This is a genomic window from Candidatus Protochlamydia phocaeensis, assembly GCF_001545115.1.
Taxonomy (GTDB): Bacteria; Chlamydiota; Chlamydiia; order Chlamydiales; family Parachlamydiaceae; genus Protochlamydia_A; species Protochlamydia_A phocaeensis.
This window is the reverse complement of record NZ_FCNU01000028.1, coordinates 45,250-69,549: the sequence shown is the minus strand read 5'-3', so window position 1 is coordinate 69,549 and position 24,300 is coordinate 45,250. Positions and strand designations below refer to the sequence as shown.

18 protein-coding genes are annotated in these 24,300 nt (G+C 43.2%); 9 read left to right on the top strand and 9 right to left on the bottom strand.

The window, feature by feature from the left end; translation table 11 throughout:
• The first annotated feature begins 326 nt into the window (after positions 1-326).
• Positions 327-1,595 (top strand): lipase family protein, encoded by a 1,269-nt coding sequence (locus BN3769_RS09880; protein WP_068470086.1) that lies wholly within the window; start codon positions 327-329, stop codon positions 1,593-1,595.
• A gap of 2 nt (positions 1,596-1,597) precedes the next feature.
• On the opposite strand, the gene BN3769_RS09875 is transcribed toward BN3769_RS09880, so the two are convergent.
• The 4 genes from BN3769_RS09875 to BN3769_RS09860 form a co-directional block, all read right to left on the bottom strand.
• Positions 1,598-2,794 carry a (Fe-S)-binding protein gene (locus tag BN3769_RS09875; RefSeq protein WP_068470084.1) on the bottom strand — a complete coding sequence of 399 codons (1,197 nt, stop codon included), beginning with the start codon at positions 2,792-2,794 and terminating at the stop codon, positions 1,598-1,600.
• A 26-nt stretch (positions 2,795-2,820) separates the two neighbouring features.
• Positions 2,821-3,882, bottom strand: a complete 1,062-nt coding sequence (locus tag BN3769_RS09870; RefSeq protein WP_068470082.1) for an FAD-binding protein — start codon at positions 3,880-3,882, stop codon at positions 2,821-2,823.
• On the bottom strand, positions 3,866-5,215 hold the full coding sequence (locus BN3769_RS09865; RefSeq protein WP_068470080.1) for an FAD-binding oxidoreductase: 1,350 nt from the start codon (positions 5,213-5,215) through the stop codon (positions 3,866-3,868). Before BN3769_RS09865 ends, BN3769_RS09870 begins: the two co-directional genes overlap by 17 nt.
• Positions 5,216-5,528: 313 nt before the next feature.
• A complete protein-coding gene (locus BN3769_RS09860) occupies positions 5,529-6,404 on the bottom strand; it encodes a CDP-alcohol phosphatidyltransferase family protein (protein WP_068470078.1) in 876 nt (291 codons plus the stop codon).
• A gap of 300 nt (positions 6,405-6,704) precedes the next feature.
• On the opposite strand from BN3769_RS09860, the gene BN3769_RS09855 reads away from it, so the two are divergent.
• The 3 genes from BN3769_RS09855 to BN3769_RS09845 all read left to right on the top strand — a co-directional run bounded on the left by BN3769_RS09855 (position 6,705) and on the right by BN3769_RS09845 (position 11,675).
• The gene (locus BN3769_RS09855; protein WP_068470076.1) at positions 6,705-6,887 is read left to right on the top strand and encodes a DUF1328 domain-containing protein; all 183 of its coding nucleotides are present in this window, start codon (positions 6,705-6,707) and stop codon (positions 6,885-6,887) included.
• A gap of 102 nt (positions 6,888-6,989) precedes the next feature.
• The gene (locus BN3769_RS09850) at positions 6,990-9,965 is read left to right on the top strand and encodes an insulinase family protein (RefSeq protein WP_068470074.1); all 2,976 of its coding nucleotides are present in this window, start codon (positions 6,990-6,992) and stop codon (positions 9,963-9,965) included.
• A 486-nt stretch (positions 9,966-10,451) separates the two neighbouring features.
• Positions 10,452-11,675, top strand: coding sequence for a GNAT family N-acetyltransferase (locus BN3769_RS09845; protein ID WP_068470072.1), 1,224 nt, complete (start codon positions 10,452-10,454; stop codon positions 11,673-11,675).
• Positions 11,676-11,762: 87 nt separating this feature from the next.
• Here the strand turns inward: BN3769_RS09845 and BN3769_RS09840 are convergent, their stop codons facing one another.
• Positions 11,763-12,746: a dipeptidase gene (locus BN3769_RS09840; RefSeq protein WP_068470070.1), complete on the bottom strand. Its 984-nt coding sequence runs from the start codon at positions 12,744-12,746 to the stop codon at positions 11,763-11,765.
• A gap of 275 nt (positions 12,747-13,021) precedes the next feature.
• On the opposite strand from BN3769_RS09840, the gene BN3769_RS09835 reads away from it, so the two are divergent.
• From BN3769_RS09835 to BN3769_RS09825, 3 genes are all read left to right on the top strand, one after another.
• Positions 13,022-14,086 (top strand): hypothetical protein, encoded by a 1,065-nt coding sequence (locus tag BN3769_RS09835; protein ID WP_068470068.1) that lies wholly within the window; start codon positions 13,022-13,024, stop codon positions 14,084-14,086.
• A gap of 116 nt (positions 14,087-14,202) precedes the next feature.
• A complete protein-coding gene (locus tag BN3769_RS09830) occupies positions 14,203-15,561 on the top strand; it encodes a M48 family metallopeptidase (RefSeq protein WP_068470066.1) in 1,359 nt (452 codons plus the stop codon).
• Positions 15,562-15,617: 56 nt separating this feature from the next.
• Positions 15,618-17,030: a dipeptidase gene (locus tag BN3769_RS09825; protein WP_079989515.1), complete on the top strand. Its 1,413-nt coding sequence runs from the start codon at positions 15,618-15,620 to the stop codon at positions 17,028-17,030.
• Positions 17,031-17,108: 78 nt separating this feature from the next.
• Here BN3769_RS09825 and BN3769_RS09820 read toward each other — a convergent pair whose 3' ends face one another.
• On the bottom strand, positions 17,109-18,017 hold the full coding sequence (locus BN3769_RS09820; protein ID WP_068470064.1) for a hypothetical protein: 909 nt from the start codon (positions 18,015-18,017) through the stop codon (positions 17,109-17,111).
• A gap of 396 nt (positions 18,018-18,413) precedes the next feature.
• Here BN3769_RS09820 and BN3769_RS09815 point away from each other — a divergent pair, with 396 nt between their 5' ends.
• A complete protein-coding gene (locus BN3769_RS09815) occupies positions 18,414-19,895 on the top strand; it encodes a DegQ family serine endoprotease (protein WP_068470063.1) in 1,482 nt (493 codons plus the stop codon).
• Between the two features lie 333 nt (positions 19,896-20,228).
• On the opposite strand, the gene BN3769_RS09810 is transcribed toward BN3769_RS09815, so the two are convergent.
• Positions 20,229-21,203 (bottom strand): patatin-like phospholipase family protein, encoded by a 975-nt coding sequence (locus tag BN3769_RS09810; RefSeq protein WP_079989514.1) that lies wholly within the window; start codon positions 21,201-21,203, stop codon positions 20,229-20,231.
• Between the two features lie 436 nt (positions 21,204-21,639).
• Between BN3769_RS09810 and BN3769_RS09805 the strand changes: the two genes are divergently transcribed.
• Entirely contained in the window at positions 21,640-22,170 is a 531-nt protein-coding gene (locus BN3769_RS09805; RefSeq protein WP_068470061.1) for a hypothetical protein, read from the top strand.
• An 89-nt stretch (positions 22,171-22,259) separates the two neighbouring features.
• Here BN3769_RS09805 and BN3769_RS09800 read toward each other — a convergent pair whose 3' ends face one another.
• Together BN3769_RS09800 and sucD are read right to left on the bottom strand one after the other, a co-directional pair.
• Positions 22,260-23,408, bottom strand: a complete 1,149-nt coding sequence (locus tag BN3769_RS09800) for a site-2 protease family protein (protein WP_068470059.1) — start codon at positions 23,406-23,408, stop codon at positions 22,260-22,262.
• Positions 23,405-24,292 (bottom strand): succinate--CoA ligase subunit alpha, encoded by an 888-nt coding sequence (gene sucD, locus BN3769_RS09795; RefSeq protein WP_068470058.1) that lies wholly within the window; start codon positions 24,290-24,292, stop codon positions 23,405-23,407. The genes BN3769_RS09800 and sucD overlap by 4 nt, the downstream gene beginning before the upstream one ends.
• Between the last annotated feature and the right edge of the window lie 8 nt (positions 24,293-24,300).

Here is a 24,300-nt window from a genome sequence, read left to right as displayed (position 1 = left end):
AAAAGAGATCATTAAAACTGCTGTCAGCAAACCTAGAACTAACCGCTTCATATTATCAGCCAAGTAAGACAAGAATATTCATTAATTAAATAGCCCCTAAGACTAATAGATCATAGAAGAACAACTCAAGTTCTTTTTTAAATTTGTTTTTAAATTAAACAATTAAAAAAAGTTATTAAACAAACTTAACACACTCTTAATACAACACAAATAAAAACAAAGTAAAATTTTATAAATTAAACAACAAAACCAACAAGTTAACTTGAAAATAAATTAACATTTTAATAAAATTATTATTAATTTTTCTTAATAATTAAAAGGAATTAATGTCTGTTGTAAATCATAACCATAATTTTCAATTATTACATAGAGTGATTTCCGAATCCTCTCAGCTAGAACGAGCGAATGCCCACTATACGCCCATTCAAGAGCTTGTCGCTTTAGCCGCTGCTAGGGTTTTGAAGAATATGGATGCTTTTATTACAGGCAGTCAAAGACTGACCCATGCGCATTACAAAAAAATAAAACGCGAAGTTATTTCTCTACAAGAATCTATTAATGAAACGATCTATGAAAGAAACAACTATTTTGCGTTTACGGGGCATTGTTTGTTGGCCATGCTGAGCCGTCTTAGAGACAATATGAGGCTTGAAAAAGCGCAAAAATTTGAAGACTACTATCAAATTATGGGATGCGTCACATCTTATGGCAAATGGCAGCCGGGCGATACCATTATTGGGCCGGATGCGGCTCTTTCGGATTACGTGGTGCACAAGGTCATTACCAATGCGAAAGGCTTACAGCTAGTTGTCTTAGTCCCCTCTCAAAAAGAAATCAAGCAAGACCGCATGGCAGCTCCCATCCTTTGCTGCCGAGGAACGACCTCCGACCTTCACAATTTAGTGGACGATGTCAAAACTTCGATTGGAAAATATGGCCTGAAGGAATCCAAAGAAGACATTTTATCTGTCCTCCAAGAAGTCAGTCAAATCCATGGCCCTGTTGTCGTGACCGGACATAGTTTAGGGGGCGCCATTGCTCAGCGCATTGGAGTAGAATTCTGCGATGTCCTGACAAATGACGGACAATCGATTATTCAATCAATTTATCATTACAATGCGCCGGGGATAGGTCGCAAAGCAGTCCGGCAGTTTGAGGCAAAGAAACAAAGCCTTCCTCCCTCTTCTGCTGCTCCTCGCGTCTACGGTTATGAGCATGAGGAAGATTTCGTTGTAGCAGCCGGGGGCGCACATTTGAAAGCGCATTCAAAAATTATCCTGCATGATAACTCTCCTATTGGATACTTTCATTTTTTCTATCGTATTCTTACAGGTCCTTTTACGACTCTTGGAAATGCCCATTTCTCGCCAAAGTTGGTATCGGAATTTAATAAAACGGATATCACAATCAAGTCGCGGCCTTTATGGCAAATAGCCTGTAGGAAGATGATAGAATTGACGCGGCAATTCCTTGGAAGGACCGCTAAGCGTTTGTTGATTTTTCAAATTGAAAAAGAAAAAGAGCTGGAAAGAAAAACAGAGGTCATCAAACAATTTATCAATGGCCAATTAAGGCTAAATTTCCACCAAGCGTAAGCTCATTCTAAAATACACTCTGCCTGGCAGAGCAGCTGAATAGGATAAAGGATCTCAATGGGCTTGCTATCTATAAAAGAGCAAAAATGAGCCCAACAGTCCGGACTTGTGACAATGAGAGCTGCCCCTGCCGGAATCTCTTGCAGCTTTTGTTTAGCTAGCCTATGTGCCTGTTCAGGATTAAACAAGGCCTCGCCTTTGCATCCTCCACAGCAAGATAAAGGAGAGGGCACCCAGCGAACCGTCAAGCCTTCGATTTGCTTTAATAACTCCCAAATAGGATCTTCGCTATCTTTTTTGGACTGACAGCAATAGGGCTGATAATAAACCACTCTGGGGCGTGAAAAAACAAACCTTGCTTTTCTTTCGTTTAATTCCCTTTTAAGCCAGGCATAGAAGTCTTCCGTTTCTTCTTGTAAGAAAGGCTGCATAAAGCATTGGCAGCCTTTGGAAAGAAATAAAGTGGAGGGCTTCCACCATCGTTTAAAGTCCCGAATGCACCGTTTTTGATAGCGCATGGCCCGTTGCCTCTCCTCTGCCCATTGAATTGTCTCCATTCCGCCTTCTATCAGGCGCTCAAAAATCGCTCCACAGCAAGGCTGTTTGGAATCCAGAACAGGCTCCACCCCCAAACGCTCAAGCAGAGTCAACGTTTGCCGCAAGAAATCGTGGTTGAAACAATCCTGCACACAGCAGAAGGCTAAAAAAAGTTGGCGCCTCGGCCCCGATTGCTTTCGGGATTTCTTAAAGCTTGGCTTGCCTGTTTTTAAGAAGGGATAAAAAAGAGCCAATAAAGGCATTCCATAGGCTCTCCACCATCTATTTCCTATTCGATAGGCAAGGTTAATCCAGATACGGTAGCGGCGGCGTAATAATGGCATTTTAGGCGCTGTTTGAAAAGCTCTACGCAGATCTTGTACGGCGTGGTGGATCTGCTGATATTGAACAGATAAAGGACAGCTGATTTCGCAAGCGCGGCACCCCAGGCAACGATCGAATGTTTCCAAAGCGGTTGAATTTGGCTGAATTTTCCCCTGCAAGAAATCGCGCGATAGCCGGATGCGCCCGCGAGGGGATTCGTGCTCCCACCCCGTTGCCTGATAAGTCGCACAGGCTTCTGAGCATAAACCGCAATGCGTGCAGGCTGCTTGCGATTGGTCTAATAGAAAAAGCTTCTGTTCGATTTCCTCTTTATCCATGCCTTACTATTCCTTTTCCTATCGATTCAGGTGACCAAGCAAGACCATAAACGCTCTTTCCATAGAGGAATCGAAAAGCTATGTAGAGAATCTTTTCTTAAGTCGGAGCCTATGACCCAGCCTTGATCTGTCAGGCCATGATACCAATAGTAATGGCCTTCTTGAAGGATTTCAAGCGGCGATTTACCTTCGGCAGCATGGAAACTGTATCCCCTTTGATGAAAAAACTTTTTAAACAAAGGAGCTTTATTCACCCATTCCACCCCTTGAATCAAAGGACAGCACAACTTGAATGCTTGCATTTCTTCTTCTATTCCAGAAATTTGGGCAAGGACAAATCCTTTTTCTTCCGTATTTCCTGGTAATAAGCAATCTAAACGTTCCCATGTCGTTGTGAAAGATTTAAGCACATGAAAGCAATTCCATAACTCTTGGTAGTTAGAGAAAGTCCAACTCAGGCATAGCCGCACAGGAGGCAATAAATCGGCTTTCAGCGTCGCACTAATTAAAGCAGCCGGCAAATTTTCCATTCCCCAAATCAGAGGTGGCAAAGAAGGTCCTGCTTGGCTAGCTCGCAGCCCTTTTCCCCATTTTAGTAAGCTCCCTTCACGTGTGACAAGCTCAACGGCAAGAATGCGATCCGGCAACTGTTCTTGGTTTAAAATCAATCCTTGGCTTTCCCCTTTCAATAGAGCTTCTCCGATCACTTGCTGCTTGCCGCTTGTCCATTCTTCCCAACCGATCTCGTATCCTTGCGCATTGAGGCTGCTAGATAGCATGGAAAAAGGATAGCCTGCTCCAATTTCTATACAGCCATCTTGAAGGAAAAGGAGGTGAGAAAATGCCCGGGCAGAAACAAGAGCCTGCCAATCATAATTGAAAGCTTCGCCTTGATTGTGAAATCCATAATGAATGTGCAGTTCTTTGAGCAAATAAAGCAAAGCAGATAGCTTGGAAATATTTTTTGGAGCGAAAAGATAGCCGCTCCACTCCTTGCCCTCTTTTTCAAAGCGCTCTTCTGCATCTAGCATTTTATTGATCGCTTGCCAAGGCGTATGAACCCCGGGCCTTTCATTCCATCTGCCCATAAAGCACCTTCTCCAAACTTTTCCCGGCGACCGGAAAAACATGGTCTTTTACAAATAGTTCAAATGGATCGAAAGCCCGCTGCAACCCCTTCAAAAAACGCAACGATTCTTCTTCCCAAAAAGGCGTCAAATACGGTTGCATCAATTTTCCAATCCCATAAGCGCTTATCATTCCACCCTGCATGCGATCAAGCCAATCGACCCACTGCACAAGTAATCTTTCCAATTTTTTGGCAAAGGCATACGTTTCTTCATTTGATGAAATAGACATATAAAGGACGCCGGACAAGACATCGCTCCAAAGTTGGCAGCTAAGCTCGTTGTCCTGCGCATAGCGCTTAAAAATTTCTATTCCCTCAGGAAGGTGAGCCGAAGACATGGCGCTGCTCAAATAAATAAAGGCGGGAGGAAGGGATTGGGGAAAGGAAAAAGGTAAGGGACGGCCGCCTTCTAGTTCTATCTGAGATCCAAATAGGTTTAAAAGGGATTCTGCAGTCTGCTGTACGCGCCAAGCATCCCCTTCAATGATCATCTTAAATGCATTCTCTTGCCAAATGATTCCTGTCAAAGCTTGATATTTGCGCAGGCGAGAAAAATGAGCAAATAAGTTTTCCCAATCGATCCGGCAAATCAAGTGAAGGCGTTTGGCAGGCTTATGCGTTAAGAGCAGTTCCATTTTTATGATAATGCCAAACAGTCCCTCGGCTCCGCATATCAGCGGTGAAGGCACCTCTATTTGCTCTCCCTGTCCATCAATAAGCGTGGCGGAGCGAATGGATTGAGAGATTGCCCGCTGTCCTCGATAGGCATTTCTTGCGCTGCAACTTAGACAGCCGGCCAATCCGGCTACTCCTCCTGTCGCTATTTCTAAAGGAAAAGACCATCCATCCTCTTCAATAGCCAAATTGAGCTGGCGAGGGGTAACCCCGGGTTCCGCTTGCACGCATCCCGTTTCTTTGTCGTAAAACAGGATTTGTTTGAGATGATTGGTTAAAATAAGAATCCCTTCAGGAGCTGAAACGGAAGAACCATTCAAGGATGTCCCTCCACAGCGCACTTTTAAGGGGATGCCGGCTTGGGCGCAAGCCTTTACGAAAGGAGAAATTACAGAACAAGAGGCAGGGCGAAAGGCAAGTAAAGGTAAACGGGCATGAATAGGCTGGCTATCTTGCTCATAGCAGGCCAACCACTCGGAATTTTCCTCTAAAGAAATAAAGGCGCCCTGATCGGCAAAGGCTTCCATCAGCCGGCGATAGCGTTTAAAAACGGGAGAAATGGCCCCTGCATCGCCTAATAGATAGAGGGATTGATTAGAGCTTGTCTTCAAATTCATACTACCTAATTCAAGATTATTTCTCGGCCAAGCTGAAATGCGAGCGAGCGGTCTATATTAGGCCAATATAGCCCGTTCGTTTGCGTTATAACCTAACGGGAAAGAACTCGAATCTACGCCATTAGCGGCTTTAAACAGCATCTAAACATTTATAAACCAGGGTTGGGAGTTTTTTTGCCTTTGGATTGCGTCAAAGCTGCGAAGATGAACAAATGGCAAGGCGACCCATATTAAAAAATAGGGACCGTCTTGCCATTTGTTCATCTGCAAGCGCTTTCCCATCAGTTCAAAGGCAAAAAAAACCAAACTCTAGTTATAAGAGATTTTCTTCTTCGCTGTCTTCTAATTCGTCTGGCTCGGGTTCAAACTCTTCTAAGGTTTTCGATCTCCTTCCGGCCAACACGCGAATAATGGATAAAATCCATGCCACAAGAACATATCCCCAGGACAAAGCCAGAAAAACCAAAGCGAAGTAATGAAGAATGCCATAAAAGATTAAAACAGCTGCTAGTACTGTTAGGAAAACCACTCGAAAAGAAGACACGCGGATTTCCAGGCTTTTAATGCTCGGGAATTTCCAGCGGCTCACCATACAGTAGCCGAGCATAATAAGGGCGATCGATAAAACCCAGCTTTGAATTAGATTAGATAAATGGAAAATGGATTGAAAATCTTCCGAAAAAAGAAAGAGATTCAAAGAAACTGCTGCTGCTGCTGCTGCTGGAATAGGCAGGCCAGTAAAATGCTTTTTATGCGCCTGCGCAAGCTCGGCATTGCTTCTGGCCTCCAATGCCGTCACATTAAATCTGACAAGCCTCAAAACGCCGCATAAGGAGAAAACCATGGCTGCCATGGTGACAAAAAAAGATAACTGCGTACCGGGAAGGACGGACAAGCTTTTTAAAATGATCACTGAAGGAGCCACTCCAAATGAAATGGCATCTGCCAAAGAATCAAACACTCCTCCAAACTCGCTTTCTGCTTTGATCGCTCTTGCAACAGCTCCATCTAATACATCCGCAAATGCCGCCATAAGCAAAATGCCTGTTACGGCTGTTAAAATCTGCGGCGTCACTTCCCCCACCTCTGTCATATTCATTTTAAAAATGACAAACAGCCCGCAAGAGAGCCCGAAAGCCGTAATGACATTGGGTAGAAGATAAATTTTTTTTAACTTTTTTGTATCCATAATAAGTCTAGCTATAAGAGGGTGTTCGCAAAATTACAAACGATCTAAATGCGATTTTCCCCATAGATTCATTTGAGCTTCAGACACACACCAAGTTAAGGAGAAGATATTTGCCAACAATAGTCTATATAAAAATCTTATTTCTTAGTACCAGAAATAAACAAATAGTAAATAATAGGGGAAGCAGTCATAACAAGGAGTTATAAAATTTTTATTTGACATTATTCTTAAAATCGCTACGCTGGGCCTGAACGATGATGGTTTCTGTTTTGATCCATCAGACAAACCTACGGAGGAATTATGTTACGCTGGGCGATAGCCTTTTTTATCATTGCTATCATTGCCGCCGTTTTCGGCTTTGGTGGAATTGCTGCAACCGCAAGTGGAATCGCGCAAATTTTATTTTACATCTTCTTAGTCCTGTTCTTAGTCGCGCTCTTATTCGGATTCTTAGGTGGCCGTACTCCTCCTCCCCCACTTTGAGAGGCTTTAAATAATAGGCGAGAGGAAAATGATTGCTAAGGTGGGGCCCTTTCCTGTAGATTTTGAAGAAGTCAATCTTTATTAACTGCAAAGGCAACAGACATGGTAGCAAAGTCCTCTCGTCTTCACACTGTCGGTCAGACTTATCATCAATTTAAGCTGGTCAACGTCGTAGAAATTCCCGAACTCCAATGCTTACTTCGCGAACTTATCCACGAGCCTAGCGGAGCGCGGATCATGCATATCGGCAATGAAGATCCTGAAAATTTATTCTGCCTATCGTTTCAAACGCTGCCTTACAACTCAAATGGCGTCGCTCACATTTTAGAGCATACTGTCCTATGCGGTTCTAAAAAATTCCCTGTCAAGGATCCTTTCTTTGCCATGAACAGGCGCAGCCTGAACACTTTTATGAACGCTTTGACAGGTGCGGATTTTACCTGCTATCCGGCTGCCACGCAAGTTCATAAAGACTTCTATAACTTATTGGAAGTCTATTTAGACGCTGTTTTTCATCCCAATTTGAATGAATTGAGCTTTCTGCAAGAAGGGCACCGCTTAGAATTTGCCCATCCTTCCGATCCTAGCACACCTCTCGAGTATAAAGGCATTGTTTACAATGAGATGAAAGGCGCGTTGTCTTCGCCCGGCGCTCGATTGGCAGAGGCGATTACAGAAACACTATTTCCTTCCGTCACTTATGGCGTCAACTCCGGAGGCGACCCTAAAGTGATTCCGGAATTGACTTACGAAGAACTGAAAGATTTTTACCATACTTTTTATCATCCCAGCCGCTGCTTATTTTTCTTCTATGGCAACATGCCATTAGAGGGCCATTTAGATTTTATCGCGGAACAGACTCTCAATCAAACAGCTGCAGCGCCCTCTTTACCCCCCATTCCCTTGCAACCTCGCTTTAAAGAACCTGTCTATCGCGAACTCACTTATCCGATTGCTCCAGAAGAAGATCTCGTTGATAAAACGTTGATTGCTTTTGGTTGGCTAACTTGCCATATCTTAGAGCAGGAAGAGGTTTTAGCCCTCAATATTTTAGAAATTATTTTAATGGATACGGATGCCTCTCCTCTTAAAATGGCCCTTCTCAAATCGGGCTGGTGTAAACAGGCAAACTCGTTTATTGATATTGAACTCAATGAAGTTCCGTGGGGAATTACTTTAAAGGGATGCAATCCCGATAAAGCCAATGAACTGGAAGAGGTAATCAAGCGTACCTTAAAAGACATCTGCCACTCCGGCATTCCCATTCAAATGATTGAAAACGCCATCCATCAATTGGAATTTCATCGAAGCGAAATTACGGGAGACCACGCGCCTTTTGGGCTCTCTTTATTTATGCGCTCAGCCTTGCTCAAACAACATGGAGCAGACCCTGCTCAAGGCCTCAAAATCCATTCTTTATTTGATAAACTGCGCAAGCGCACGCTAGCTGATCCGCATTACTTCAGCGGTTTGATTCAAAAGCATCTCTTAGATAATCCTCACTTCATCCGCATTATCATGCAGCCGGATAAAAGCTTGGGTGCCAAAGAAGCGCAAGAAGAAAAGGAGAAATTGGAAGCCGTTAAGGCGTCTCTTTCTTCAGAACAAGCTCAAGCGATTGTAAAAAAGGCAGCCCAATTAGCTTCGTTTCAAAAACAGCAGGAAGAAGAAGATGTCGAGGTCCTTCCGAAGGTATCTCTTCAAGATATCCCTCCACGGGCCAGAGATTACCCTTTAGTCCAAGAAAAAATGGGCGAATTGACTCTTTTTCACCATAGCGTCTTCACTAATGATATCGTCTATGCCGATCTTGTCTTTGACCTGCCGGACCTACCGGAAGAGGATCTCCCCTATTTACGCCTTCTGACGATTGTCTTAACACAAGTGGGATGCAATGGACGTTCTTATACCGAGAATTTAGACTTTATTCAAGGCAATACAGGAGGAATTGGAGCCGGAATCAGCTTGAATTTGCAAGCCAGAAATCCCCATCATTTCTCCCCTACCTTCCATTTGCGGGGAAAAGCTTTGCACCGCAAGGCTTCCAAGCTTTTTCCTTTAATGCATGATGTCATTTCCAGCGCACGCATAGATGAACTCAAACGATTTAAAGAGATCTTGTTCAAGCACTTTACCGGGATGGAAAGCCGCTTGAATCAGAGTGCGCTCAAATATGCCATCAATTTATCAGCCAGCGCCCTCAATATTGCATCCAAGGTCGCTAATGATCTATATGGATTGAACTATTACTGGAAAATACGCGATATCGTAAAGGACTTCGATAAGCAAGGCCCTTATGCCCTCTCCAAAATACAAGAATTGCAAGAGCAAGTCACTTGCCTCGAGAATCCCCACTTGGTGCTAAGCTGTGACAGCGCCACTTATGATGAATTAAAAGGCCATGGATTTTATGGGCTGGCACATATGGAAACCAAACCTTTTAAGCGATGGGAAGGCCGCTATTCGCTCTCGCCGCTTCCTTCTCAAGGACGCCTTATTGCTTCGCCGGTAGCCTTTATTGGAAAAGTTTTTCCAACCGTTTCCTATACTCATCCTGATGCCCCAGCTCTAAACATTGCAGCCTTCTTATTCGACAATCTCACTCTCCATACACGCATTCGAGAACAAGGGGGAGCTTATGGAGGCGGAGCTGTCAGCAATCCCATGTCAGGCAATTTCTATTTTTATTCTTATCGCGATCCCAACGTAGCTGCCACATTTAAGGCTTTTCAAGAAGCCGTCAATGCTATTTTAAAAGGCGATTTTGACGATTCCGATCTAGAAGAAGCCAAATTCGAAATGATTCAAGCGCTTGACTCTCCCATCTCTCCAGGCAGCCAAGCAGAGCTGGCTTATGGCTGGTGGCGCGAAGGCCGGACGTTTGAAGTCCGCCAGGCTTTCCGCAATAAGCTCCTTGCTTTAACGCGCGAAGAAATCATAGAAGCCGTCAAACGCATTATTGTACCTGAAATTGACAAAGGAACGACGGTAGTGTTTGCGGGAAAAGAGCTATTGGAAAAAGCCAATCAAGATCTGCAAGCCGAGGGCCAGTCTCCTCTGTTAATTGAAGGAATCTAACCACCTATTAGAGGGTGTATTAAAACCCACACTAACCTAGATGCAGCTCTTTTTCTCCTAAGAAGAAAAATAATTTCAACTCTAGGGCATTAGCAGTTTTAATCCCCCTCTTAAAAGCCGCTCAGCATTCCATCCTGCGGTCTAATTATTTTTTTAAACAAGCCTGTGCGCCTTCTTTAAAGAAAGGGATAAAAACCTGAGCTTAGAGTTTTTTGGCAGCTTCTCATAACCTGCATTCATTAAACACTTCTTCGACAACTTCATGCCTCACGCATTCCCAAGACTTCTGCCCCTTCTCTTTTCCTAGAATAATCCTAACTTCATTACTGTTTATGAGAACTATTCTTTCTATATCTTTAAATTAATCATTCGATCATTTAATTAAAAAAAATATTACTTAACATGCAATTTAAATAAAATTAACAAAATTTTAACAGTAATTAATTATAAAAACAAAGTAAACAATAATAATAATTATAGATAAGAATGATTAATATATACGCTTCCAATATCTTGCCTTCTCATTTGTCCTTTTCAGATAAGTCTCGGGCTGTTTTCTCTGATAAAGCCAAGAAAAAATCTATTCTGTACGCTATTCGATTCCCAAAGCTTGCCATTGCTAATTTTCATGAAGAGAAAATTAGGACGCAGAAAAAAATCGCATCCCACTTAAAAAGCAAAGTAAAAAAGAGAAAAGCAAGCAAGCCATCCTCTCTTAGACTTAAAAAAATCGCCAAGCCTTTACCTACAAAAGGTTCTCTGCTTGATAATCCCCGCTTAATCGCGCTAAAAAATTCTTCTTTTTTCCATAGAAAACAAGCGCGGTTTGAAAGGAAACTCTCTATTCAGCGGACTAAGCAAATGAAAATGCAAAAGCTTTTTCGTTCGGCAAGAAATCAATATAGTCCCTCAGAGTTAACGTTTACTTTGATGGCGCCTTCTTGGAAGAACGTGGAAAAGGTAAAGACTTTTTCTTCTCCTCAATTAAATTATCTGGCTTCTCATTTCTATTCTCTATTCTGTCAAAAACACGCTTACTATGATTGCCATTTTAATCCGCTCCCTGAATTCGTTAAAACCGATCACTTGGCCATGAAAACAGTCATTTTGCCGGCTTTTTTTAATAGAGGAGTGGCATTTTGTTTTCCGCGCCCTTCCGAATCAGAAAAAATTATCACTTCTTTCTATGTGCACGATTTTGCATTTAATAAGCGCGAGAAGTTAGCTAGATTGATTAGTCAGCAAGGAATTTTAAAGACCGCTCATAGTGACCATCAGCTTATTGTCTTGTACAATACAAGCACAACTCCTCTGGGAGTCATTCACTTTAAAATAAAAGAGGCTGCTTCACGCAGCTTCTGCTATATTTATTCTCTTAAAGTAGCTGAAGAAGACGAGGAAAATCCCCAGTATCGCCAAAAGGGCTATGGCTCGCTGCTGCTTTCTTATGCCATTAAAGTGGCTCAAGACAATAATTGCTCGTCTATTAAACTTAAATCTAGTGAGGAAGCATTAGGATTTTATTTTAAATTTGGTTTTATGGCTGATTCCGCCGAGCTCGAGTCTTATGATGAATGGATGGACAAGGATGAGTCAGAAAAACTATCTTTGGCAGAAGACCAAGATCACGAATTGATTTTAGAGCTGAATGAAGATCAGGTACAAACACAAATAGAAGACTGCTTAGAAAAGGCTGTTTCCTCTTTTTAATCTTGCTTATTGATTAAATTCTTGCTGTTCGCAAATGCGGCATGCATTTGCGAACAGTTGAGTTTTTAGCTCCCTGCAATCGACTTATCAACCGCTTGCTTTAGCAAAATGTAAAAAATTCTGAGAAGCTAAGCCTTTTAAGACCTCTTCTCTTAACTTCATTTCCGATTGGATGAATGCTAGTAGGCGCGGATAGCAAGAGGCGTCTTGATAGGAATCAAAAAAGAGCTTTTTTATTCCTTGACGCTGGATAAAAGGCATATCGGCCTCATAGAAGAAATCGGCTCCCACACAAATGTGCTTTTCCCCTCCTATTTCTAACCAATGGGCTAAATGGTAAAGAATATGCTCGTCTCCATTCCCAATAAAAGGATGATAAAGATTAAGGCCTATTACGCCTCGGCGTCGAAAGATTTCGCGGGCAATTTCATCCGGTAAATTGCGCGGAACTGCAGCGATGGCACGTGCATTGGAATGGCTCGCTAGGACGGGCATGTGCAAGGCTTTATTTTCCATATAATCTAAAATGTCATACGCTAACGCATCGGAGGCATGGCTCAAATCCACAGCAATGCGATGCTCATGAAGAGCCTCCAATAAGCGTTTGCCATCTTCTCGCAATCCTGTACGGGTTAAGGCGCCTCCGCCAAAACGATTTTCGCTATTCCAGGTCAAACTCACATATAAGGGCTTGCCAATATCGCGGATCACGCGTCTCAAACGAGCAAGCCCCTGCTCAAGCGGTTCTTGTTCGCTACAAAATCCCGAGGCGTTTTCAAAAGCCGGAAAAATCCCGATTTGTTCGGACTGGAGTTCTTGGAGCGGAAAAGGCAAATGCACAAAATCTTTTGGATAATCGACAGGCAAACGCCGATAGATATCCGCTTGCTGCATTCCTTTCTTAACAGAGGAAGGTTCCGTTTCTGTAAAAATAGCCATTGTCTGCCATTTTACCCCTCCCGCCCTTAACTGGGGTACAGAACAGCGGGCAACAGGCTGATGAGGCGTACGGCCAGGCTGGCTTTCTAAGTAAGAAAGAAGATCACAGTGCAGATCTGCAATAGGAAGCATAAGACATTATTCTCCAGGACAAGATCTTTTAAATGGAAGGAGTATACGTCAAGGCATGCAAAAAGGCTAGAAGGATATAGACCGAAATTTCAATTTTTGCACTCGCTTCGTATAGCTTTGCCATCTTTTAATTTTCATTTATGATTATCCCAAATAAAACATTAATAATGCATTTTAATTTGATTAATTATAAAATAGCGCATAAATCAAATAATTTACATCTCTTAACGTTTCAAATTTTATTAATATTTATTAATTCAAAAGGAGTCTATTAAATGAGCACTGTTCATGGATCCCCTTATTGGTCTTCCTACGCTTTGGGAGCCGAGCCTTTCTTCAAACAGGTCAATAACAAAGAAGACAAAATAAGCGTATCAGGCTGGCAAGTCTCTAAGCGTACGCAAGCGATGCTGACTATTCAATTATTTGGAGAAATGGCCAAGAAAATCATTGATGGATGTGCGGCAATTGCAAAGCAAACCAGCCAATTAGCTGCGGAAGAAAAAAGAGGCCTGCTGTTTAGCGTCAATCCTGCAAAAGAAACAGCAAACGTCATTGAGGGGTTTAAAGAGGCTGCCATTAAAGCTAAAGGGTTAACACAAGAGCTGCCCATCGATCGATGCGCTGGATTGATTCAAGACTATATAAGCAGCCGACGAGGACAAGGAGCTTTAATGTTCTTCGGGGAAGGGGCAACTCTCAATACCAACCGTTTTATATTTCGCTATGGAATAAAAGCAAGAGAACTCAACGAATGGGTAAAGACGATGTATCTCGATTCCCTGCCTTTTGTCTATCATTCTTTAGATATCACATCACTAGGAGAATATTCATTTGATGCGGAAGATCTCGCCTTCTTAAAAAATCCAAATTCTATCCAAGCAATAAAGGCCCACGAGATTAGCTGTTTTGCTTACGCCCTACTGAAAAAGCGCGAGCCTTCTGTGATCCCCTCTATTTTAGCTAAAGAAGATGCTGCATGTACGCTCAAAGACATCTTGGCTTTAGGCTACCGCGCTGTTTCTCATCCCGACGAAGGCGATCTTGTTCTTTATTTTGATGATTCCACTCAAATTCAACATATGGGCATTTATGGAGAACAAGGATTAGTCGAGTCAAAGTGGGGAATCAATAATACTGAGATTTATCGCCATCAGGTCTTCGATGTGCCTCCCAATTATGGCAAACAAGTCATTTTTATGAGAAAATCTTCAGCTGGATTAGTTGCTGGATTAGATGAGGAAAATGCTAAAGAAGAGAAAGTAACATCTTCAAAACAAACATCTTCAAAACAAACATCGAAACAAAAAAATCGGCAAGCCGCTCCAAAGCGCAATTAAAATAAATAGGCGGCAATCCATTGCCGCCTATTTTCCTTTTTCCTTCTCTTATTCCTTTTCTTTCAAAAGCTGAAATGTTTAAAATGCACTCAACTTCGTGAAATGGGATCATTTCCTTGTTTACCAATCTTTTTTTTATCTTATTAGTCTTAGCCTTAATTAATTTTGCCTCGGACTTGGGCCCGTCCATATGGATAGTCTCACCCGAACAAGCGTTTTTGTGGGGAATGGCTGTCTATCTCTGTCTGCTTGGCCTCCTATATGTGCAAGCCAAGTGGATTGCAAAAGTCTCTTCTTTACGCCTGCAAGCTTTCTTTTCCTGCCTAGCGAATGTTGAACTGGTCATTTTCTTGGGAGTTTATCATTTAGTGTTAGGCGCTCAACGCCTGCTCGTCAAAGGCCTTTTCTCTGATTTTCAAACGCCGGTTGCCGCTTTTTCTCTTTTTCTTTACTTATTCGGTTTGGGTTGGGCCTATCTGTGCAACGCGCATGTTGTTCAGCGCTATTCGATCCACGCCTCTCTACGTCAAACAGGGAATCACTTGCTGTTTCTTCTTCCTTTCTGCATTCCCTTTCTCCTATTCAGTTTTATTTTTGATTTATTGGACCACATGCCTTTTTGGCATCAATGGATGCTTCCGTCGGATTCCCTTTCCCATCTGCTATTCTTAATAGGAATCAGTCTGATCCTTTTGGTGATTTGCTTGGCATTGATGCCTTTCCTCATCGTCCGTTGCTGGAAATGCAAACCGCTTAAATCCCAACCGCTGACTACCCGTTTGGAAGCTGTTTGCCAGTCCCTTGGCTTTAAGTATGCCGGCATGTGCACCTGGTCCATCCTTCGGCATAGCTTTACGGCGGGCATCATTGGCATTTTTTCCTTTTCTCGCTACATCATGTTTACGCCTCTTCTTTTGTCTCATTTTAAACAAGAAGAGATTGAAGCCATTTTAATTCATGAAATTGGACATAATCACTACAAACACTTGCTAATTTATCCCTTCATTTTGATGGGGATGATGCTTGTCAGTGCCGCGTTGCTCCTTCCCCTGGAAAATTTTTTATCTCCTTACTTGACTGCCCCTTCGCTTCTTATTTCTTTGGAGAACGGACAAATCCTTTTAATCGTCACTTTATTTGTCTGCTACGCGCTTTTATTGGGGACTTATTTCCGCCTTGTCTTTGGTTTTTTCTCCCGCTTATTCGAAAGGCAGGCAGATCTTTATATTTTTAATACAACGCTTTCTCCCCATTACATGATCCAGGCTCTCGACCATATAGGAGTTGTGACCGGTAACACGCATGATCATCCCAGCTGGCATCATTTTAGCATTCAAGAGCGCATCAATTTCCTCCATTCAGCCCTATCCTCTCCCCACTTGATCGCAGCACACCATCGCAAGGTCAAATGCTGGGTATGGGCCTATTTCCTTGCTCTTGCACTGGGAAGCTTTTCTCTCTTCTATTTTGCTTGAAGACATTCGATGCGCTCAGCTAGTATGAGAAAACATCGCAGCAAGGGATAGCCTCTATGAATTCTTTATCAACAATTGACGCAATTAAAGATTTAATGCAGCAGCGGCATGCGCAATGGATCGAAGAGTATTCAACCTTTCTTCGCTTTCCCAGCATTAGTTCTGAGCCCGAATATAAACCCGCTCTCCTTGAATGTGTCAATTGGCTATCCGCTTACTTAAAAAACCTTCAGTTTGATGTAGAAATCTGGCCCACCTCCGGTCATCCCGTCATTTTTGCCTCCTATTTAAAAGCGGGTCCCGACAAGCCCACTTTGCTTATCTATAACCATTACGATGTTCAACCTGTCGATCCATTGGACGAATGGCTATCCGATCCCTTTAACCCCAAGCAGCGCAATGAAGAAATGTATGCCCGAGGCGCACAAGATAATAAGGGACAATGCTTTTATGTCCTTCAAGCCTTAAAGCTTATGCTTGCGCTTCAAGGATCGCTTCCCATCAACGTCAAGCTTTGCATTGAAGGCGAAGAAGAAATAGGAAGCGCTGGACTCTCTCAGCTTTTAGCTCAAAAGGCCAAACAGCTTAAAGCGGATTATTTAGCGATTGTCGATTTAGGAATACGAGATCCACAAGTTCCCGCCATTACCCTTGGCATTAGAGGCATTCTTACAATGGATATCGAAGTGCAGGGCTCGCAGACGGACCTTCATTCAGGCTCGCATGGTGGTATTGTGATCAATCCCATCCATGCTTTAGTCAACATGCTGGACAGCCTGCGCGATGCCAAGGGAAAAATCACTATTCCAGGATTTTATGATCAAGTGGAAGAAATGTCGCCGGAAGAGCGCGCCTTGGTATCTTTTCACTTCGAACTGGCCGACTATCAAAAAATGACCGGCGCCTATCCCGTTGGAGGAGAAAAAGATTATTCTGTCTTGGAAAGAGCTTGGATCCGTCCGACTTTAGAAATCAACGGAATTCAAGGCGGCTATACAGGCAAAGGATTTAAGACAGTTATTCCCGCTAAAGCTTTCGCCAAAATCTCCTGCCGCTTAGTTCCCGAGCAAGATCCTCAGACAATTGCTAATTTGGTGGCCGACTATTTAAGAGAAATTGCTCCGCAAGGCATCCAAGTGAATGTTAACATCCATCCCGGGCATGGCAAGGCGGTACGCGTCGGTCCTACCGCTCCCGTTGTCAAAGCCTTTGCCAGAGCCTTTGAAGAAGTCTTTGGAGTGCCATGCGAGTTTATTTTTGAAGGCGCCTCCATTCCCATTGCAACTGAATTGGGACAGGCCTGCGGAGGAGAAGTCATTTTATTGGGACTAGGGCTTGCAACAGATCAAATTCATGCTCCCAATGAGCATTTTGGATTAGACCGCATTGAAAAGGGAACGCTGATCATGGCCAGAGCCCTAGAGCTTCTTGCGCATCCACAATATGCAAAAAATCGGCTATCTCAATAAAAGAAGACAAGAGCCTAGACTAGAGCTAGACTCTTTGAAAAAGCCTTAAGATTAAGGCTTAATCCAAGCAAGGATCCTTTATACGAGTTGAAGAGGCTGCTGGCGAAGAGAGACCAAATCGTTTTCGATTGCTTTCGCATCTTTTTCATCCCGCTTGCTAAAGAAATAGTAACCCAATTTATAAAGAGCAAACGCCGTCGCTCCAACACCGATTGCGGCTCCTACTCCCATTAAAATCCAAGAGTTCAGAAAAGCGCCTGCCAGGGCCGCAGCTCCTGCACCTATATAGAATATAACAATGCCAATATTATGGGTTTTATTTGCCTGCTTTCTCTGCAAAATGGAATTCATATGCGTTGTCACTCGATCCATTAAATCGCAATAAACGGGATTTTGAGCCTCATACGCCGCTCTGTTCGATTCCCATCTTCTCTCCAATGTCTCAATATCTGCTCTTTCCTCTTGAAGATCCTCATTTTCAGCATTGGCTTTACCAAGAAAAAAGGCACCTGCCAAGATGGCCACGGTTCCTAGCACCCCTGCCAGGACACGTACGCCCGTATTATCTTTTCCTTCCTCTCCATTAGAACCGCGCGACCCGTTATTGATGGTCGTATGATTCTCTGTATGGCTCGATAAAATATTATACTGACGGGAATGGTTGGAAAAATCGTAATGGTTATGAACAACCGGTACAGCAACAGGATGATAGGTTTGCTGGGTCGCAGAAGCTGTCGCCGTCTGTCTTGTCGAAGACGAATGAAGAATAGACGAAGAAATATCTTGGGCTTTATCCAACAACTTTAAAGTCTGGGCATGCATGCCCTGCGTCACAGGCCTATACTCAGGATAAGTATTCTGAGAAACCGTTACGCCAGGTGCACCAAAAGTCCCTTGGGTAGGCACTGGAGCAGCCTGTTGAACGCTCGGATAAGGTTGCGTCGTTGAATAGCTCTGCGTAACTGAATAAGTTGTTTGAAAAACCATGATATTTCCTTTTTAACTGATTTAAATAATTTTAAATTAATTAATAAATAATGTAAACAATTTAATTAAATACAAAATTAAACAGCTATTAAGATTTAATAAAAATTAATTACACCTCTAATCTACTTAATTAATATAATTCAATTAAAAAAAACCATCATCGAATGCCTCAGAGTCTATTCCCCTCCCTAAGAGTGTGGTTTTGAAAAGAAGGGATTTAACCTCATCTGTCATTGCTTTAGCGGCTTTAGGACGGCTTCTTAGCAAAATCCATGTCAGCCATAAAATATTATCTATCTATTCCAACGGGCTTGTTTACTTATAGAAAGGCTTGACAAACAGAAGCTAAGAGGAGTAAAAAAATAACACTTCGAGTTACTAATCAGGAGTTTAACAATGACAGATCGTTCTTCCTTTTTTTTTAAATCTGCCCTTCTTTTTTCTGGAATTGCGTTAGCCGCTTCTTCTTTTACCTCTGGAACGAAGGAACCTTCTGTAAACGGCAATCGGACAGAAGATATTCGCCAGATGCCCAATAAAGAGACTGTTGCCGATTTCAGAGGGGTCGCTAAGAAAGCTCTTCCGGCTGTTGTATCTATTAAAGTTGAATCAAAGAAAAAATCTCAGCTATTTGGCGACGATAGCCAGTTCTCGGACCCCTTTGATTTTTTTGGAGGAAATGATCTCTGGAATTTTTTTGGCCTTCCTAAAAAAGATTCTCGCTCTCCCTCTTTAGTCGGACAAGCATCGGGAGTGATTGTCAGTCCAGACGGCTATATTTTGACAAATAGCCACGTCGTGCATGATATGGATGCGATTAATGTGCAATTGACGGATGGAAGAGAATTTAAAGCCAAAGTATTAGGAGATGACCCCAATAGCGATTTGGCTCTGATCAAGATCGAAGCTCAAAACCTTCCTTATTTAACACTTGGCAATTCGGATGACATAGAAGTCGGCCAATGGGTGGCTGCAATCGGAAATCCTTTTGGCTTGCAAGCCACTCTTACCGTTGGCGTGGTAAGTGCGAAAAGCCGCAATAATCTTGACATTGCCCGCTATGAGGATTTTATTCAAACGGATGCGGCGATTAACCGCGGCAACTCGGGCGGCCCTTTAGTCAATTTAGATGGCGAAGTGATCGGCATTAATACGGCCATTGCAACCAATTCTTCCTCTAGCTATATGGGAATTGGCTTTGCCATTCCCAGCAATATGGCTAAACACGTGATGGAAGAAATCTTATCGGATGGAAAAGTCTCGCGCGGCTTCTTAGGCGTCAGCCTGCAATCGATTGATTACAACTTAGCTAAAGCTTTCGGATTAGATAAAGTCGAGGGCGCACTTGTCGCTAATGTCGTGAAGGGATCTCCGGCTGACAAGGCAGGCATTCAAACGGAAGATATCATTTTGAAAATCAATGACCGTCCTGTTGAAAATGCAGCCGCCTTACGCAATGCCATTTATATGATGAAGCCCGGCACGCGCGTGGATTTAACCATTCTACGCAAAGACAAAATCATGCAGCTTCCTCTCGAAGTCGGCAATTACAAAGAAGAAGAAATGGCGAGCTCCTCCACTTCTGCTCCTGATAAAAATTTGCTGGGCATTGAAGTGGGCAATCTGACTCCCGAGATCGCTCGCAACTTAGGTTACGACCAGGATCAAGGGGTCGTTGTCACGAAAGTGGATCCTAATAGCGTGGCCGCTTGGGCCGGCTTGAAAAAAGGCGCCCTCATTATGGCCGTGAACCGCCAAAAGGTTGAAAATATTGAGCAGTTCAACAAGGCTTTAAAGTCCGCTCCAGAAGAGCGTCCTGTGCTCTTGCAACTGAGGCAGGGCGATCGCTATCTCTTCCTCTCTTTGCAAGCAAAGTAAATTTCCTCAAGGCATAAGCAATCAGGCTTATGCCTTCTTTTACGCCTTCGCTTCTCTTTTCACCTCATTTACATGGGCCTTGCACAGAAGAGGCGAGATTTAACTTACCCTTTATTCGATAGACGTCCGGCCCTCGTCCAATTCCTCAGAAGCACGCCCATTCTTTCTATATATCCAAACAAGGAAGCCTACTGATTTCTTGCAAATTCGCCTGTGATTTCTGTGCGTTCTGTCGGTTTATTCATTTTCCCGCTGGAATGAAAAGCCAAATTCACCACCGCTTTTCTTGTTTTAGAGATGATTTCAAGGCAAGCGCTTGCTTTTTATCCCCTTCTAAACTTCATTTTCGCTTGGACATGGGCAGCACGGCTCACACCAAAAACCGTTCTGCGATAATAGCTCGATAATGTGGGGAATAGCTTCACGGGCAGCCTTACAGCCGGCTTCGAAAGCAAGCTCATTATTCCGGTCATCAAAAAGGCCAATATCCCCTAATTCAGGACGGATGATGACATCCGCTTCTTTAACACAGCTTTCGCTTTGCAAAAGGAACTTAATCTCAGCCGAACGCGTCGCTACCCCAAATAGATTGGTCGGACACGTTTTTGGCAGCATTTCACTCAAGTCGACAGCAACAACAATTTGGGCATTGATTTGCTTGGCAATAGCGACAGGAACGGGATCGGCCACTCCGCCATCGACCAACAGCCGGTCATAAAGAGGCACGGGAGCGAATACTAAGGGAACGGCGGCTGATGCGTGGACAGCAGGAATAATCTGGCCAGAACTAATACAGACCAGCCTTCCTTCAAGCAGATCAGTAGCGGCAATATAAAGCGGTATTCTCAATTGCTCAAAATAGCGGCAATGCAAATGCCTGTTTAAAAAACGCCTCAACGACCACCCTTGAACTAGTCCATAACGCGCATTCCAAATATTGATATCTAAAACATCCCATTTCTTAAGAGGCTCTAAAATATGTCTTAGATGGTAAGCATGCGGGCAATCTGCATATAGAGCGCCAACAATGCTTCCTGCACTACATCCAATAATAGCATCGATAGGAATGCCCGCTTTCTCGAATTCATATAAAACGCCAATATGGGCCATCCCTCGCGCTCCCCCGCCGCCTAAAACTAAAGCCAGGCGTACACAAGTAGGCGGAATGCATTGCGGAATTTGGCAAGGAGGATCGGGCAAATCATATTTAGTATCACAACTGCTTAAAAAAAAGCCGACGAAGCCTATTAAGCATAGATAAGAAAGAAAATACCTAGAAGTAAATGCAAAAGATCTTGGAGTAGTCATGCTATCGATAATTTGGCAATATTTAGGCTTGAGAAAGATTCAAAAAATGCACATTAAACTCTTAACTATAGCCTTTTATGGCTCGTAGAGCAATAGAAATTATTAATTTTAATTTTACACTTTCACTTTAAATTTTTACTTAACTTATTGATTATAAATGATAAACATTTTATTTGAGTTTGCAATCATCCAGGCAAAATTTTAAGATGCTGCCTGAGAAGTCTATGTATGCTTGACAAGCAGGCTGCAGCTGAAGCCTTTGCAATCAACCTGGGGGTATACTCCTAAATTGCCAATGGCTTAGCAACCGGAGTTAGTAGATTCTTGGCATTGATTTAAACATTGTTTACCATTTAAAGTAGGGCTAACCATGAAATCATTTGGAATGAAGTTATTCGCATCGTTGGTATGGACAAGTTATTTGTTAGGAGTACCTATGGCAAAAGCAGATGAAAAATATTTAGGTCCATGGATTAGCATACAAGACCCTGTTAATCGCATGGAGGCCTCTTTTCCTTATCAGCCAATAGAAATGACTTTCGACCTTCCTTTGCAAAATACCCCTCCTATAGGGCATTTGCATGTTTTTTCGTCTTCAACCAAATCGGCAGTCTTTATTCTTAGCGCGCTCTCTTTGCCGACGATCAATGAAGACATCTTGCAAGGGGAAGCTTTTAAGAAAAACTTCGAGCATTATTTAGTTCCGCGCCTTTTCTATTCCCCTCACTTTTTCTATCAGAATCAAAGCTTCTCATTTGAAAAGACGTCATTCAAAAATCAACCGGCCTTGTTATTTGGATTTTCTTATTTAGATCACCAGACGCCCCGCCTATTGAAAGGATTAGCGGTTGTGAAGGGCCATACCCTTTACTCTATCTTCTCCCTCGCTTCCGAAGCGCATTTTACAGAAGAAGATCTCCAACAATTCATTGAATCATTCCGTTTACTTTCAGACCAAAAGCTTTAAAGGTAAGATAGATAGCAGTCTCCCTCTATGCCTGGAATTTATTCGCCAAGCATAGAGGGAAAATTCCTGAACGGGAAATAGCTTTTGCCTTATGCCCTCTGTGCCTTTAACCAAGACTCAAATTCAGGCGTATGCCGAATGGCATCAAATTCCCTTTTCTGGATCACTTCTTGCACATTTGCCAGGCCGGATTGAACGGCGCAGCGCAGCCATCCGACAGCCGGTGTAGCTTGTCCCATGATTGCATAAGACAAAGCATTAATGAGGGCGACTTCGGAGGAAGGCTCCTGTTGATAGGCTTTCTGTCCTATTTTAGCGGCCTGATCCCAGTCTTGAAGCCGATACGCCAGCTGCTGCAAAAGATATAAATAGTCGCTGGAAAGGTGCTTTTGAATAGGCAAAAGCCATTCATAAGCCTGTTTAAAATGCCCTTGTTCAGCTAAAATGCGGGCAATATATTGCGTAGCCGTTAAATATAAAACGCCCTTTTGGGATTGCTCCCTCAATAGAAAAAACTTGGATAGCGCTTGATCTCGATGTCCCATATTCAAATCGGCTACAGCTTCTTTTAATAGCTTCTGCAAATGAATGTCGGTATCCTGTGCCGTCATAGGCTTCACGCCAAGCCAGGAGCGATAGCTCTCAAAAGCCATCATCAAGAATAAGGCTCCGATCAGAAGCTGCTGCAAGAAAAAGAAATAAAGAGCAAAAAAAGTCGCTAAGATAATACTGGCAAGAAAAGCCAATTTAAGCCCTCGAAAACCAAAAGCCCCCTCCAATAGGATCCGCATTAAATGCCCTCCATCAAGCGGAAGGACAGGAAGCAAATTGACAATTGTCCAAAACAAATTGACATTGATCGATACTTCTAAAGCATACTTAACTAGAGGGAACCTGTCTTTTGGCAAAATCCCGAAAAGCTTGTAAGAAAGAATAAACAAAATAAAGCCGGCAATGGGGCCATTGAGCACAACCAAAAATTCCTTCCATTTAGCCAACGATGCCCCATGGCGCTTGGTCAATCCCCCTAATCCCACAAGATTAATTTCAGTTTTTTGGCCAAAAGCCAAGGCAGTCAAGGCATGCCCATACTCGTGAAAAAGGACAGAAATAAAAATGACAATCGACCAAATCGCCGTTCCCATCAAAGAAACGGTATTGAGCCATCCGATCATTATAATAAGAAACCAGAAAAAGGGAAAAATGCGGATGGGAATTTTCCCGGGAATTGAAATCATGATAAACCACACACCTGCAGGGCTTTTTGAATTGCTGTTCCCATGTCAGCTGGGGTGTCCGCCATGACTACGCCGGCTGATTTGAGGGCTTTAATTTTACTAGAAGCTGTTCCTTGATTACCAGAAATAATTGCGCCTGCATGGCCCATTCGTCTTCCCGGCGGTGCCGTCTGGCCGGCAATAAAAGCAGCCACAGGCTTTGTGCTATATTGTCTAATCCATTCGGCAGCTTCCTCTTCCGCCCTGCCGCCAATCTCGCCGATTAATAAAATGCCTTTTGTTTCCGGATCCTTTTCAAATAAAGCCAATACATCAATAAAATTCGTTCCATTCAAAGGATCGCCTCCTATTCCTACGCAAGTCGACTGTCCCAATCCCAATAGCGTCGTTTGCCAAACAGCTTCATAGGTCAATGTCCCGGAACGCGAGACAATGCCAATCTCGCCTTTACGATGAATATAGCCAGGCATAATTCCCATTTTGCATTCGCCGGGAGTAATGACACCCGGACAATTAGGCCCGATCAAGCGGCTTGTCCGGCTTGAGCGCATGACTTGGCTGACTTTGAGCATATCGCGAACAGGAATTCCTTCCGTAATGCAGACAATTAGCTCAATTCCGGCTTCTTCGGCTTCTAGGATTGCCTCAGCTGCAAAAGGAGCGGGAACGAAAATCAAAGACGCGTTGCAATGCGTCGCTTCTTTAGCCTCTGCAACCGTATCAAAAACAGGCAGCCCTAAAATTTCGCCGCCGCCTTTTCCCGGCGTCACGCCTCCCACATAAGTAGGGGCATATAGCATGCATTGTTCCGTGTGAAAACGCCCCGCTTTTCCCGTAATTCCCTGCGTGATGACTCTCGTATGCTTGTTTACTAAAATAGACATGGTATATC

Bases quoted from the DNA above. Each gene is read 5' to 3' on its own strand.
- BN3769_RS09880 (WP_068470086.1), top strand. From the start codon at position 327: ATGTCTGTTGTAAATCATAACCATAATTTTCAATTATTACATAGAGTG.
- BN3769_RS09875 (WP_068470084.1), bottom strand. From the start codon at position 2,794: ATGGATAAAGAGGAAATCGAACAGAAGCTTTTTCTATTAGACCAATCG.
- BN3769_RS09870 (WP_068470082.1), bottom strand. From the start codon at position 3,882: ATGGGCAGATGGAATGAAAGGCCCGGGGTTCATACGCCTTGGCAAGCG.
- BN3769_RS09865 (WP_068470080.1), bottom strand. From the start codon at position 5,215: ATGAATTTGAAGACAAGCTCTAATCAATCCCTCTATCTATTAGGCGAT.
- BN3769_RS09860 (WP_068470078.1), bottom strand. From the start codon at position 6,404: ATGGATACAAAAAAGTTAAAAAAAATTTATCTTCTACCCAATGTCATT.
- BN3769_RS09855 (WP_068470076.1), top strand. From the start codon at position 6,705: ATGTTACGCTGGGCGATAGCCTTTTTTATCATTGCTATCATTGCCGCC.
- BN3769_RS09850 (WP_068470074.1), top strand. From the start codon at position 6,990: ATGGTAGCAAAGTCCTCTCGTCTTCACACTGTCGGTCAGACTTATCAT.
- BN3769_RS09845 (WP_068470072.1), top strand. From the start codon at position 10,452: ATGATTAATATATACGCTTCCAATATCTTGCCTTCTCATTTGTCCTTT.
- BN3769_RS09840 (WP_068470070.1), bottom strand. From the start codon at position 12,746: ATGCTTCCTATTGCAGATCTGCACTGTGATCTTCTTTCTTACTTAGAA.
- BN3769_RS09835 (WP_068470068.1), top strand. From the start codon at position 13,022: ATGAGCACTGTTCATGGATCCCCTTATTGGTCTTCCTACGCTTTGGGA.
- BN3769_RS09825 (WP_079989515.1), top strand. From the start codon at position 15,618: ATGAATTCTTTATCAACAATTGACGCAATTAAAGATTTAATGCAGCAG.
- BN3769_RS09820 (WP_068470064.1), bottom strand. From the start codon at position 18,017: ATGGTTTTTCAAACAACTTATTCAGTTACGCAGAGCTATTCAACGACG.
- BN3769_RS09815 (WP_068470063.1), top strand. From the start codon at position 18,414: ATGACAGATCGTTCTTCCTTTTTTTTTAAATCTGCCCTTCTTTTTTCT.
- BN3769_RS09810 (WP_079989514.1), bottom strand. From the start codon at position 21,203: ATGACTACTCCAAGATCTTTTGCATTTACTTCTAGGTATTTTCTTTCT.
- BN3769_RS09805 (WP_068470061.1), top strand. From the start codon at position 21,640: ATGGCAAAAGCAGATGAAAAATATTTAGGTCCATGGATTAGCATACAA.
- BN3769_RS09800 (WP_068470059.1), bottom strand. From the start codon at position 23,408: ATGATTTCAATTCCCGGGAAAATTCCCATCCGCATTTTTCCCTTTTTC.
- sucD (WP_068470058.1), bottom strand. From the start codon at position 24,292: ATGTCTATTTTAGTAAACAAGCATACGAGAGTCATCACGCAGGGAATT.